The following is a 14,694-nucleotide window of genomic DNA, read 5'->3' as shown; positions in this document are numbered from 1 at the left end:
CGTTCGGGAGGGATGCCATTGCCGTTAACGCAAACGTAATCGCAGTTGCAATCGCAAGAGACAGGTCAGGGGTTATGTGCACAGGTGCAACGCCAATTCCAATCGGGAGATGAGAAAATGTTAAAAAAACGCAAGCATGTGATGGCTCTCGTATCGATTCTGCTGGCCGCAATGGTCGCAAGCGGCTGCTCGGGCGGCAACGGCGGCGCGAGTCCGTCGCCGTCGGCCAGCCAGCCGTCGGAGTCGGCCGCGGAAAGTCCGTCGCCGTCTCCGGAACAGCCGGAGGAGCCGGTTACGATCCGTCTGCTCGTCTGGGGGCCGGAGCTGTGGACCCAGACGATTCCGGAAAAATTCCAGGAGAAGTATCCGAACATCACGCTGCAGGTCGAGAAAATCGACGGCGGCGACAACGCCTCCGTGCTCGAGAAGCTGACCGCTCTGAGCGCCGCCGGCACGCCGGCCGACCTGACCTGGGTGCCGGGCATTCCGGGCTTTATGAAGGACGACTTGCTGCTTGATCTTACGCCGTATATGGACAGCGATTCGGTGCTGTCCGCGGCGCAGCTGTCCAACCCGGTCAAGGACGCGCTGTCCTGGAAAGGAAAGCTGGTCGCCCTGCCTCGCGCGGTCGACGCGCACGTTCTGTTCGTCAACAAAGATCTGCTCGCCAAGCACGGCATGGATATGCCGACGAAGGATTGGACGTGGGACGACTTCCGCGACATGGCCAAAAAAGCGACGGACGCGAACGCCGGAGAGTTCGGGCTCGCTTCCGGTCCGTTCAACTTTATGACCACGCCGCAGGTGTACGCGGTGTCCAACGGACTTGCGCCGAATCTGAACTTCATGAATGAAGACTGGACCCAGAGCCTGATCACCGATCCGCAGGTGCTGCAGGCCGTTCAATGGTACGGCGATCTGGGCTGGGTGGATGGCTCTCGTCCGAGCGAAGCGCAATCGGGCGAGGCCGGGCTCGACGCCAACGGCTGGGGGAGCTGGCTGTCCGGCAAAATCGCCTTTGACGTCATGGGAACGTGGGAAGGCAACGCCCGCAAGCAGGGAGCGCAGTTCGACTGGGACGTCGTGCCGTTCCCGAACGGCTCGAACGGATCGGTCGGCTACAACGCGATCTCGCCGATCGGCATTCTGAAGGGCTCCAAGCATGCCAACGAAGCAGCGAAATTTCTCTCCTGGCTCCTCTCCGAGGACGGACAGCGGGTGCTCATGTCCGACGGCAATATCCCGCTTACGTCGGATGCGCAGCTGTGGGACGAAGTCGCGCAGACCGGAAGCTGGGAAGGCAAGAACATCCGGGAAGCGGTCCAGGCCGACAGTTGGATGCGGACGGTCGTCGGCGAAGAGAAATATATTCCGTGGTGGGGGGAGGAAACGGGGACGCTGTTCAAGAATGGAGGAGACGTAAGCGTCTTTCAGAAGTGGGGAGAAGAGTTCAATAAGGCGGCGCCCGCGCTCCGTCAGGAGATGGGCTTGGAATAAGCAAGGCCGGGCGGTCGCCGGGTAGACACAGGCGGAGGACGTGGGAAGGACGGGGCGGATCGAAGGCCGTCCCGTCTCCCGAATGGATGAGGAAGGGAGAATGAATGATGACGGCAACAAGCGCAAGACCGACGGTTCAGCAGCTGCGCTGGCAGGACTACGAGCTCGGCATGTTCTGCCATTTCGGGCTGAACACGTTCGGCGATAAGGAATGGGGGGACGGGACGGACGATCCCGCGCGGTTCGATCCGCAGGCGTTCGACCCGAGGCAGTGGGTGAGCGCGGCGCAGGCGGCGGGGTTCCGCTACTTGATTCTGACCGCCAAGCATCACGACGGCTTCTGTCTGTGGCCGACGGAGACGACCGATTATTCGGTGCGGTCCAGCCCGTGGCGGGACGGCAAAGGGGACGTCGTGCGGGAGGTGGCCGACGCCTGCGCCGAGGCCGGGCTGCCGTTCGGGCTGTACTTGTCGCCGTGGGATCGGCATGAGCCTTGTTATGCCGACAAGGAGGCGTACGACGATTTCTACTGCCGCCAGTTGACCGAGCTGCTGACCGGTTACGGCCCGCTCGTCGAGCTGTGGTTCGACGGCGCCGGCTCCGAAGGACGGGAATACGACTGGCGGCGGATTATGGATTTGGTAGAGAAGCATCAGCCGGACGCCATGATCTTTAACATGGGCCGTCCTACGATCCGCTGGGTCGGCAACGAGGACGGCGTCGCGCCTTATCCGTGCTGGAATACGGCGGAATCGGCCAAAGCAAGCCTGTTTACGAAAGACATGCTCACCTGGCTGCCGGATACGTCCGCCTGGGTGCCGGCGGAATGCGACGTGCCGATCCGCGAGCTGCAATGGTTCTGGCATCCCGGCGCGGAGGAGCGCCTGCTGCCGCTTGAACGGCTGCTCGACATTTATTATCGCTCCGTCGGCCACGGCGCAAATTTGCTGCTGAATATTGCCCCCGACGATCGCGGATTGCTGCCCGAGGCGGACGTGAAGCGCGCGATCGAGCTCGGAAACGAGATTCGGCGCCGGTTCGATCATCCGCTCGGAGAGACGGAGGGAGCCGGGAATGAGCTGACGATGGAATGGCCGTCTCCGCAGACATTCGATCATGCGGTCGTTCAGGAGCGAATCGAGGAAGGCGAACGCGTGCGGGACTACCGGCTTGAGGCCAGGGTCGACGGACGGTGGATGACGATAGCCAAGGGCAGCGCGATCGGGCACAAAAAAATCGACCGCTTCGCTCCGGTAACTGCCGACGGCTTACGGCTGACCGTCCGCCAAGCCGATGCGGAGCCGCTCATTCGCCGAATGGCGTGTTACCTCGCGGACGATGCCCGCACGTAAGAGTTGCCGTTGGCCGGATGAGAAAACCTTGAAAATGTGATTGCCAATAAGGAGAGGGGTATGAACATGTCTCGTTCAGCAACGCCCATGTCCGCTTTATTGTCCATTGTCATATGTGTTTCTTTGCTCTTCGGGGCGACGGCGGGACCGTCGCCGGCCGCCGCGTCGGATCCGAATCCGGCCCGGGCTTTCGCGTTCGACGAAGGTCAGGGCGGCGGAGCGGCCGACAGCGTAAGCGGCGTCCCGCACGCGATCTCGGGCACGCCGGTCTGGGTTCCGGGCAAGATCGGCCAGGCGCTCGACTTCGACGGACAGACGACGTCCGTCGTGATGGACGCCTTCGACAAGACCGCTTTCACGATGACGGCCTGGATCAAGCCCCGGTCGTACGCGTACAACCATTTTATCGTAGGACAAGGCGTATCCGGCACGCAGCCCGATATGTTCAACTGGTGGGTCAACGACGGAAAGCTGTTTTTTCTGGCGAGCGACTCGGCGGGCAACGGCTTCGGGCTGTGGCCGTTCTCCACGGCCGACGATTCCGTTCCGCTGGACGAATGGACGCATGTGGCGGTGTCGCGCAGCGGCAGCGTCTTTAAGCTGTACGTGAACGGGGCGCCGGCGGCGAGCAAGAGCGCCTCCGGCGCGATCGATCTGTCCGGCAATCCGAATCCGCTGCGAATCGGCGCCCAGAATACGTCCGCCGGGGAGCCGATGGGCGTATTCGACGGAGCGATCGACGAATTCACGATCTATTCGGAAGCGCTTACGGACATGCAGATCGCGGCCATCGCCGCGGAAGGAGGCGGAACCTTGACGGAGACGACCTATTACGTAGATTCGGCGGCGGGAAACGACGCCAATTCCGGTACGGTCGAGGAGGCTCCCTGGCGCACGCTGGACAAGGTGAACGCCGCGACGTTCCAGCCCGGCGACCGGATTTTGCTGAAGGCGGGGTCGTCGTGGACCGGCCAGCTCTGGCCCAAGGGCTCCGGAACGGCAGCCAAGCCGATCGTCGTCGACCGATACGGCGAAGGGGCCAAGCCGGCCATTCACGGCGCGGGTCTGTACCAAGAAACGGTGAAGCTGTTCAATCAGCAGTATTGGGAAATCAACAATCTCGAGCTTACGAACGTCGGCGAGGTGCGTCAGACGCGCCGGGCGGTATGGATCGAGGCGCAGGACATCGGCACGGCCAGCCATATCCATCTGAAGAACCTGGACATTCACGACGTGAACGGGCAAACGGAGGTTCAGGATCTCGAGTCGGGCGGCATCATCGTCCGGGTGACCGGCAGCGCGACGCCGACCAAGTTCGACGACGTGCTTATCGAGGGCAACACGTTTACGGACGTCGACAGCACTGGCATCTTCATGCGCAGCAACTGGCGCAACCGCGATACGCGAACCGACGGGGTCGGGCCTTGGCTCGGGATGACGAACCTTGTCATTCGCGGCAACAGCCTGAACCGCACGGGTGGGGACGCGATCATTGTATGTGAGGGCGACGCGCCGTTGGTCGAGCATAACGTGGCGGCTCACAGCTATTACGATTCGGTCGGCTACCACGCGGCGATCTGGGCGATCAATTCCGACGACGCGCTGTTCCAGTACAATGAAGCGTACAAGACGCACAACACGCTGGACGGGATGGCCTTCGATATCGACGAGCTGTGCAACAACTGCGTGATGCAGTACAACTACAGCCACGACAACGAAGGCGGGTTTATGCTATTGGTCGGACAGCGGGGCGAGGGGACCGGATACGACCGCGGCGGCATCGTGCGCTACAATGTCAGCGAGAACGACGGGACGGCGCTCATTCAAGCGGTCGGACGGCTGGACGATTACCAGGTGTATAACAACACGTTCTATACCGGGCCGGAATCGAACGCAAGGTTCCTGATGGCGCCGGACGGGAACAACCTGCCGGAGGGCACGCTGAGCTTTCGGAACAACATCATCTACAATCTGGGTTCGAATCTGACCTATTATTGCGGGAACGCGACGTGTACGTTCGACTCCAATACGTACTACGGCAACCACGACCCGAGCGAGCCGGCGGACGCGAACAAGCTGACGACCGATCCGGGTCTGGTTGCTCCTGGTTTTGGGAGTATTGGGCGCACGACGACGGACGGCTACAAGCTGGCGGCGGGATCGCCGTCGCTGGGCAGCGGCACGCTCATAGCGGGCAGCGGAGGCCAAGACTATTGGGGCAACGCCGTGTCGGTATCCGCGGCTCCGAATCGCGGCGCATACAACGGCGCAGGTCAGCAAGTTACGTTTATCCCGAAAGCAACGATCGCCGTCGACGGAACGCTTGGCGACTGGGCCGGCTTGCCGGATATCGATCTGAACGCGCAGGGGCAGGTGGAAATGCCGGACTACGGCGGAACCGAGGATTTGAGCGGCAAAATCGCTTTCGCATGGGATGACGATTATGTGTACCTGTCCGCCAGCGTTCGCGACGACGTTCATCATCAACCGGAGACGGGCGACGGCATCTGGCTCGGCGACAGCGTGCAGTTCGCGATATCGCCGGGCGCTCCCGGCTCCAGCTCCTCATGGTATGAATTCGGCATGGCGCTTACGTCCGCGGGGCCGCAATTGTACCGGTGGTCGGGCATCGGCCACTCCGGCGGCTTCGTCACCAGCGGGCAGCTGGCGATCGTCCGGAACGAGCCGGCGGGCGAGACCCGTTACGAGCTGGCGCTTCCCTGGGCCGAGCTCTCTCCGATCTCTGCCGCGGACGGCGCGTTCAGCCTGTCGCTGCTCGTGAACGACAACGACGGCTCAGGCCGGAAAGGCTGGATCGAGTGGGGCGGCGGCATCGGCGGCAGCAAGGATTCCGCTCTGTTCCATCCGGCGGCGCTGTCCGGAGCTTCCGCCTCCCGGAGCCCGGCGGAGAACGCTATCGCGCTTGCCGGAATTTTGGGATCCGGGACGCTTCTGAGCGAAGGGAAGTCCGCGATCGTCTCCTCGGTCGGCAACGGGAACGACGGCTCTCGGGCGTTCGACGGCTCGCTCTCCACCAAGTGGGAGAGTCAGAACGCCGATCCGCAATGGCTGATCGCGGATCTCGGCAAGCCGCACCTCATCAATCGCGTAAAGCTCGTGTGGGACGACAACGCATATGCGACGAGCTATAAAATCCGGATCTCGGACGATCTCATTCATTGGACGGAGGCGTACTCGACGACGAACGGCTCCGGCGGCACGCTGGACGTAAGCTTCGCCGACACGGAGGGCCGCTTCGTCCAGATGTATGGTACGAAGCGAAGCGGAGCAACGGCTTACGCCGTCTACGAGTTCGAAGTGTACGGCGAGGAAATTCCGTACACGCCGCCCGCCGTCGCGCCGCTGCTGCCGCATTTGCCGGTCCCGACCGACTCGCAGCTCGCTTATCAGAAGATGGAGACGATCGCGTTCGCCCATTTCGGGATGAATACGTTCACCGAGCGGGAATGGGGCACCGGGGACGAGGATCCGATGACGTTCAACCCGACGGATTTCGATGCCAGACAGTGGGTCAGCGCCTTGAAAGACGCCGGCTTTAAGCTGCTGATCCTGACCGCCAAGCATCATGACGGATTCGCTTTATGGCCGAGCGCTTACACGACGCACGACGTGGCGTCCAGCCCCTGGAAGAACGGGCAGGGCGACGTGGTCAAGGAAGTGTCCGACGCCTGCCAGGAGTTCGGAATCAAATTCGGCCTTTATTTGTCGCCGTGGGATATGCACGAACCGACTTACGGCACGGGGGAACCGTACAACGATTTCTTCGTGAACCAGCTGACCGAGCTGTTGACCAACTACGGGGAAATCAGCGAAATGTGGTTCGATGGCGCGAAGGGCGAGAACACTCCCCAGGAGTACGATACGGAACGCTGGTATTCCGTCATCCGTCAGCTGCAGCCCAATGCGATCATCTGGGGAATGCCGGGGGATGCGCGGTATATCGGCAACGAAGACGGCATCGCCAGCGCGACGAACTGGTCCAAGGTTATCCCTCAGCAGCCGGGCAATCCGTACTGGTCGCCCAACCAATACGGGGAGGGATTCCCGAACGGAACGGTCTGGCAGTCCGGCGAGGCCGACGTGCCGCTGCGGCCGGGCTGGTTCTACCACGATTGGGAGGACAGCCATATCAAGAGCCTGTCGTCCTTGATCGATATTTACCAGCAGTCGGTCGGACGGGGAGCCAATCTGCTGCTTAACGTGTCGCCCGACAAGCGCGGCAAGCTGCCCGAAGCGGATATCGCCCGCCTTATGGAGCTGAGGGAATGGATCGATGACGCTTACGGCGCGAATGCGGCGGCCGGCGCGTCCGCTGCGGCCAGCAATACGCGCGGAGGCGCTGCCGTTTACTCGCCCGCGAACGTCGTCGATACGGATTACGACAGTTACTGGGCGACGGACGATAACGTTACGACGGGTTACGTCGAACTCGATTTCGGAGCGGAGAAATCGTTTGACGCCGTCGTGCTGCAGGAGTATATCCCGCTCGGTCAACGCATTGCCGGCTTTCAGGTGCAAGTATGGAAGAACAATGCCTGGGAGACGGCGGCGACCGGCACGACCGTCGGCTACAAGCGGATCGTGACGTTCCCGGCCGTTGCCGCTTCCAAGCTGCGGATTCAAATCACATCCTCCCAAGCGGCGCCGGCGCTTAATTTCGTCGGGGCTTACGATATCGACGCCGCCGGGGGAGGAGGCTCAAGCGTCGATCAGGACCGGGAGCAGTATTTTTCCTTTGACGAGGGGCAGGGCGGCAGCGTGACGGAGAGCGTCAGCGGACAAACCCTCACCATTCAGGGCGGCTATTCCTGGGTTCCCGGGAAAGTCGGTCAAGCGCTTGCGTTTAACGGCTGGGATACGTCGATCGTTACCGATTCCATCGTCAAGCAGAATTTCACCTTCGCGGCGTGGATCAAGCCGTCGTCCGACGGCACGAACCGGCTCATTGTCGGCCAAGGGGAATCGGGCAGCGGAATCAATATGTTCAACTGGTGGATCGTCGACGGCCGGATGGAATTTCTTATGTCCGACGAGCTCGGCCAAGGGCATAATCTGTGGCCGTTCGCGACGGCGAACCAGTCGATTCCGCTAAACGAGTGGACGCACGTGGCGGTGTCCAAATCGGGCAGCGAGTTCAAGCTGTATATCAACGGCCAGCTCGCGGTCAGCAAGACGGCCTCGTCCGCGATCCCGCAGCCGAACAACCCGAATCCGTTCCGGATCGGGGGACAAAATGCGAACGGCGGCGCGGGAGAGGTGTTCGACGGGGCGATCGACGAGCTGCGGATGTACCCGAGAACGCTCACCGATCAGGAGATTTACGCGCTGAGCCAGACGGGCGGCCAGCAGCCCGGACAACCGATCAACATTGCGCTGATCGGCGACAGCATCACGACGGGCAGCTATCCGTCGCAGCTGCAGCAGCTGCTCGGACCGGATTATTACGTGAATCCTTACGGGGCGGGCGGTACGACGATGCTGAAGAACGGGGATCACCCGTACTGGGATTCCTGGGAGTTCGTCAACAGCTCGAACTGGGACCCCGACATCGTCGTCATCATGCTCGGCACGAACGATTCGGCGGCGCAGAACTGGCAGTACAGCGCCGATTACGTCTCCGATTACCTGGATATGATCGATCATTACCGCGGCCTGCCTTCGAGTCCTGTCGTGTACGTGGCGACTTCGCCGCACGATTATTGGCCGGGCAACGTCGTCACAAGCGAAGTCGTGCCGCTGCAGATCCAGGCGGCGGCTTCCGCCGGCGCGACGGTCATTCACGTCAACCCGCAGACACAGAGCATGGCGCACAATTTTCCCGATAACGTGCACCCGAACGACGCGGGCTCGACTGCGATCGCAACGACGATCTACAACGCGCTGAAGCCGTCGAGCCTGCCAACGCTGACCCAGGCCTTCTCGCGGATCGAAGCGGAGAGCTTCAGCGCCAAGAACGGTTCGGTGCAGGCCGAGCCGAGCAGCGAAGGCACGGACAATCTCGGGTTTATCGGGACGGAAGATTACGTCGTATACGAGAACGTGAACTTCGGACTCGGCGCCTCCGTCATCGACGCGCGAATCGCCGGAGATTCCGCGGTCGGCAAAATCGAGGTGCGGCTGGACAGTCCGACCGGGACGCTGCTCGGAACGGTCGACGGAGTGAACACCGGCTCCTATCAGACGTACACGACGGTTCAGACCTCGCTCGGAGCCGTTACCGGCGTTCATAACGTCTATCTCGTATTTACGGCCGGACTGAACTTGAACTGGTTCCAGTTCCGGCAGTAAGCCGGAGTTCGGCGGTCGGGACCCGGCGGGCCTGTGGAGGCCTGCCGGGTTTGCCTCCGGCCGGCGCTGCGCGGTCACCATTCGGAAGGAGGAGAAGACAGGATGAAAATCAAGCTTAAGCCCGCATCGGCTTTTGTCGTATGCGGCTGGCTGCTGCTGCTGGCGATCTGCATGACGGCGGAATCTCCCGAAACGCAGGCCGGCGGAGGAACGTCGAGAACCTATTACGTAGATTCGGCTGCCGGAAACGACGCCAACGCGGGGACGCGCGCGAACGCCCCCTGGCGCACGCTGGACAAGGTGAACGCCGCGACGTTCCAGCCCGGCGACCGGATTTTGCTGAAGGCGGGGTCGACGTGGACCGGCCAGCTCTGGCCCAAGGGCTCCGGCACGGCGGCCAAGCCGATCGTCGTCGACCGGTACGGCCAAGGAGCCAAGCCGGCCATTCACGGCGCCGGTCTATACCAAGAGACAGTGAAGCTGTTCAATCAGCAGTATTGGGAAATCAACAATCTGGAGCTTACGAACGTCGCCGAGGTGCGTCAGACGCGCCGGGCGGTATGGATCGAGGCGCAGGACATCGGCATCGTTCGGCACATCCATCTGAAGAACCTGGACATTCATGACGTAAGCGGGCAAACGGAGGTTCAGGACCTCGAGTCGGGCGGCATCATCGTCCGGGTGACCGGCAGCGCGACGCCGACCAAGTTCGACGACGTGCTTATCGAGGACAACACGTTTACGGACGTCGACAGCACCGGCATCTTCGTGCGCAGCAACTGGCGCAACCGGGATACGCGCACCGACGGGGTCGGGCCTTGGCTCGGAATGACGAACCTTGTCATTCGCGGCAACAGCCTGAACCGCACGGGCGGGGACGCGATCGTCGTGTGCGAGGGCGCGGCGCCGCTGGTCGAGCATAATGTGGCGGCTCACAGCTATTACGATTCGGTCGGCTACCACGCGGCGATCTGGGCAATCAATTCGGACGACGCGCTGTTCCAGTACAATGAAGCGTACAAGACGCACAACACGCTGGACGGGATGGCCTTCGATATCGACGAGCTGTGCAACAACTGCGTGATGCAGTACAACTACAGCCACGACAACGAGGGCGGGTTTATGCTGCTGGTCGGACAGCGGGGCGAGGGGACCGGATACGACCGCGGCGGCATCGTGCGGTATAACGTCAGCGAGAACGACGGGACGGCGCTCATTCAGGCGGTCGGACGGCTGGACGATTACCAAGTGTACAACAACACGTTCTATACCGGGCCGGAATCGAACGCAAGGTTTCTGATGGCGCCGGACGGGAACAACCTGCCGGAAGGCACGCTGAGCTTCCGAAACAACATCATTTACAATCTGGGGTCGAACCTGACCTATTATTGCGGAAACGCGACGTGTACGTTCGACTCCAATACGTACTACGGCAATCATGATGCGAGCGAACCGGCGGACGCGAACAAGCTGACGACCGATCCGGGTCTGGTCGCTCCGGGTTTCGGGAGCATTGGGCGCACGACGACAGACGGCTACAAGCTGGCGGCGGGATCGCCGTCGCTGGGCAGCGGCACGCTCATAGCGGGCAGCGGAGGCCAAGACTATTGGGGCAACGCCGTGTCGGCGTCCGCGGCTCCGAATCGCGGCGCTTATAACGGTTCGGGATTACCGGACGAGAACGCAGGCGGAGGCATTCTTAGCTACTTGATACAGGCGGGCAGGACGGAAACCCGGCTCGTCCGGGCGGCCGAGCCGACGACGGCCGCGGTGAAAGCGAATAAGCCGATCACGGTCACCGATGCGGAAGGTCTGTCGAAAACCTATTATCCGGGTCAGGGCAATCTGATCTACCTCACGATTTCCCAAGATGCGTTAAAGCTGACCGGTAAGGTCAAAAGCCTGAAGCCGAGCGGAAAATATACGCTGCTAGGAGAAGACGCCTATCGCGGTGACGAGATCCCGCTCACTCTCCAAGTGGACAATACGATCGCTCCGCGCGCTCGCATTGACGCGCAGTTCGCGATCGGCGACCGGACGGTGCCGGTCCGGGTCGCTCCGGGTCAAACGGCTGAAATCGCCTTATCGGCTCCCGACTTCGAGACGGCCGGCAGCTACCGTGTGGTCGGGGAGATTCTCGACCGAGGCAAGCCGGTTGCCCGGCTGACGAAGGACATTGTCGTGAAGGAGCCTTTGCGGATGCTGGCCAGACATCTGGCAGGCGCGGCAGGCATGGAGCCGGAGACGCTGCGGGTGACGATCAACAACGAATCCGACCGCGCGAGAACGGTCGAGGAGCTCGCATGGACTATCGGCGACGCGCAGGGAACGGAGCTGCCGAACGCCGAGATCGCGGCGGGGGCCGAGCTGACGATCGACCTGCCGCTCTCCGGTCTGGAGCCGTCCCGGCGTTACCCGGTTACGCTTGCGCTTCGCGCGGCAGGCGGACTGTCGCTGGACTATGAAGGGAGCCTGATCGCCGTCACGTCTTTAGCGCGACAAAGCATTGTCGTGGATGGAGAACCGGACGACTTGACGCCGATACCGTTCATAGAGCTGCCCGACCAGGGGCGGATCGAGATCCCGGACTACGGCGGCGCGCGGGATCTTGGCGGGGACGTCCGGGTCACATGGGACGAGGAGCATCTGTATATCGCGGCGGCGATCCGCGACAATCGCTTCTCGCAAAACCAGTCGCAAGGCCAAATCTGGCTGGGCGACTCCATCCAGTTCGCCTTCTCGCCCGGCATGCCGGGCGACAGCGCAGATTGGCATGAATTCGGGATGGCGCTGACGCCCGATGGGCCGCAGCTGTATCGCTGGACGGGAATCGGCCAACCGGCGGGGCTCGTCGCCGGCGCCCCGTTATCGATTGTCCGGAACGAAGCCTTGAGCGAGACCCGCTACGAGCTTGCGCTTCCCTGGGAGGAGCTGGCTCCGATCGTGCCGGCCGACGGCGCGTTTGCGTTCTCGCTGCTGATCAACGACGATGACGGCGACGGCCGGAGAGGCTGGATCGAATGGGGCGGCGGCATCGGCGGCGGCAAAAACCCCGCCCAGTACTTGCCGGTGCGGCTGAGCGGCCCGATCGAGCGCGAATTGGTCGGCATCGCGATACCGGAGCCGCTGGCTTACAGCGCGATTCCGGCCCCGTTGACGGCGGTAGCGGCGTACGCCGACGGGTTCACGGCGCGAATCTCCCATGCGCAGTGGTCGACCTCCGATCCCGATATCGCAACCGTCGCCGAAGGGGTGGTCACGTTCACGGGGAATACCGGGCCGGTATCGATTACCGCTTCCTACTCCGGTTTCGAGGCATCCGTCAGCGCGATCGTGGAGGAGCTGGGACAATATTATCCGTTCGATGAAGGGCAGGGAGCCCGGACGAAAGAAGCGAACGGCGGCTTGGACTACGATATCGAAGGCACGCCGACATGGGTGGACGGGAAGGTCGGCCAAGCGCTGCTGTTCTACGGCAATTCGATCCGAATTCCTCCGATCGCCAAGGCGGATTTCACGTTTGCGGCCTGGATCAAGCCGGAATCCGATGCCTACAATCATCATATTTTGGGGCAGGGAACGAGCGGCAGCCAGGAAAATATGTTTAACTGGTGGATTTCGAACGGTCAGATGTATTTCCTGGTCAGCGACGCGCAGGGCCAGGGACACGGAATGTGGCCGTTCAATACGGATGCCGGGTCCATCCCGACCGGCGAGTGGACGCATGTCGCCGCAAGCCGGGAAGGCAGCGAATTCCGGTTGTACATTAACGGAACCCGCGTGCTCAGCAAGTCGGTCGATCCGATCCAGAACCAGCTGGAAAATCCGAATGTCTTCCGGATCGGGGCGCAGAACGGTTCGGACGGCAACGCTTCGGAGGGCTTCCACGGCGCGATCGACGAACTGAGACTGTACCCGGAAGCGCTCGGGGACGAACAGATCCGGCAAATCTGGCTGGATGCGTTAGACGAGGGAGAAGGAGCGAATCCATGACGGAGCGAGAGCAGCACGTGCACGAAGGGGTCCACGGCTACAGCGGCAGCAAGGTGTGGGTACGGCCGGATGATCCGCTGCTGCGGGAACGGCTCGAATGGTTTCAGGACCAGAAGCTGGGGCTGATGATGCACTGGGGGCCGTATTCCCAGATCGGGGCGGTGGAATCCTGGGCGCTCAGCGACGAAGACGCGGCGTGGTCCAGAAGCGAGCTCGAATGGGACGTGGACGGCGAGGAGTTAAAGCGGCACTACTTCGGCCTGAACCGTTCGTTTAATCCGGTGCGCTTCGAGCCTCGGGTGTGGGCGGACCTGGCGGCCGAAGGCGGCTTCAAGTATTTTATTTTTACGACGAAGCACCATGACGGCTTCTGCATGTGGGACACCGACACGACGGATTATCGGATAACGGGGCCGGATTGTCCGTTCCGCTCCCATCGTTACGCGGATGCGTGCAGGCATCTGTTCGACGCTTTTCGGGAGAAAGGAATGGCCATCGCGGCTTATTACTCCAAAGCGGACTGGCATACGCCGGATTATTGGAAGCCGGGGATCGCCGGAGGCAGCCGCAGAGGGCCCAACTACGATCCGCAGGAAGATCCCGAAGCATGGGAACGATTCGTGGCCTTCAACCATGCGCAGATCGACGAGCTGACGACCCGTTACGGGCGCATCGACGCGTTATGGCTGGACGCCGGCTGGGTTCGCCGCGAGGAAGGGCAGGACATCCGGCTCGGGGAAGCGGTGGAACGCGCGCGGCGGTCGCAGCCGTGGCTGCTGGCGGTCGACCGGACCGTGGGCGGGCCTTACGAGAATTACGTGACCCCGGAGCAGACGGTGCCCGAAGCCCCGTTGTTCGTCCCGTGGGAGAGCTGCATCACGATCGGAGACGCTTTCTCTTATCGCTTCGACGAGCGTTACAAGCCGACGCGCGACATCGTCGCGCTGCTGCTTGAAGTCGTGGCGAAGGGCGGCAATCTGGCGCTGAACGTCGCGCCGCAGCCGGACGGAAGACTGCCGCGCCAGGCGGCGGAGCGGATCAGGGAGTTGGGCGCATGGCTTGCCGTTCATGGCGAGGGCATCTATCGGACTCGCATTTGCGAGCCGTATTTTGCGGACGAGTGCGCCTTTACGCGGAGAGAGGATCGGGTGTACGTCTATCGTCTCTACCGGGACGAAGAGGAACAGGTGCCGGAACAGATCGCGGTGCCGTATCGCGGCCCGGTAAGCCGGGTTGAGCTAATGGGGGCGGACGAACCGCTGTCTTTCAAGATCGTGGATCAAGGCCTCGTGATCTGTCTGCCGCCGTCCGAGGCGGAGCCGGGAAGAACGGCGCCTTATGCGCACGGATTCCGCCTGTTCGTTTAATAGGAAAAGATAGTCGATAGAGAGGTTGTCGTGCATGTATCTTCTTGCGCTGCGGTCCTGAATGGGAAGAGCTAACCCGTTAAGGGGGCGATTTCAGGAGCGGATGAGGCGGTCGCCGGAGATACATGCATTTTTTCATCCCTATCCCGCTGCGGAGCTCTATTCCGATTGTTTTT

General features: G+C 62.0%; 5 protein-coding genes. All 5 read left to right on the top strand.

The window, feature by feature from the left end:
• Positions 1–117 precede the first annotated feature (117 nt).
• A complete protein-coding gene (locus DFP98_RS02790) occupies positions 118–1,497 on the top strand; it encodes an ABC transporter substrate-binding protein (protein WP_116059040.1) in 1,380 nt (459 codons plus the stop codon).
• Positions 1,498–1,604: 107 nt separating this feature from the next.
• Entirely contained in the window at positions 1,605–2,849 is a 1,245-nt protein-coding gene (locus DFP98_RS02785) for an alpha-L-fucosidase (protein ID WP_116059282.1), read from the top strand.
• 66 nt (positions 2,850–2,915) lie between these two features.
• Positions 2,916–9,158, top strand: a complete 6,243-nt coding sequence (locus tag DFP98_RS02780; RefSeq protein ID WP_181917452.1) for a LamG-like jellyroll fold domain-containing protein — start codon at positions 2,916–2,918, stop codon at positions 9,156–9,158.
• A 102-nt stretch (positions 9,159–9,260) separates the two neighbouring features.
• Positions 9,261–13,151, top strand: coding sequence for a LamG-like jellyroll fold domain-containing protein (locus DFP98_RS02775; RefSeq protein WP_116059038.1), 3,891 nt, complete (start codon positions 9,261–9,263; stop codon positions 13,149–13,151).
• Positions 13,148–14,518 (top strand): alpha-L-fucosidase, encoded by a 1,371-nt coding sequence (locus tag DFP98_RS02770; protein ID WP_116059037.1) that lies wholly within the window; start codon positions 13,148–13,150, stop codon positions 14,516–14,518. Before DFP98_RS02775 ends, DFP98_RS02770 begins: the two co-directional genes overlap by 4 nt.
• The last annotated feature ends 176 nt before the right edge of the window (positions 14,519–14,694 follow it).

Source organism: Cohnella phaseoli (assembly GCF_003386235.1).
Classification (GTDB): Bacteria; Bacillota; Bacilli; order Paenibacillales; family Paenibacillaceae; genus Cohnella; species Cohnella phaseoli.
Note: the sequence above shows the minus strand (reverse complement) of the source record. Positions and strands in the feature narration are given on the sequence as shown.

Coding starts and splice junctions, on each gene's coding strand:
- DFP98_RS02785 (WP_116059282.1), top strand. CDS start 1,605: ATGACGGCAACAAGCGCAAGACCGACGGTTCAGCAGCTGCGCTGGCAG.
- DFP98_RS02775 (WP_116059038.1), top strand. CDS start 9,261: ATGAAAATCAAGCTTAAGCCCGCATCGGCTTTTGTCGTATGCGGCTGG.
- DFP98_RS02780 (WP_181917452.1), top strand. CDS start 2,916: ATGTCTCGTTCAGCAACGCCCATGTCCGCTTTATTGTCCATTGTCATA.
- DFP98_RS02790 (WP_116059040.1), top strand. CDS start 118: ATGTTAAAAAAACGCAAGCATGTGATGGCTCTCGTATCGATTCTGCTG.
- DFP98_RS02770 (WP_116059037.1), top strand. CDS start 13,148: ATGACGGAGCGAGAGCAGCACGTGCACGAAGGGGTCCACGGCTACAGC.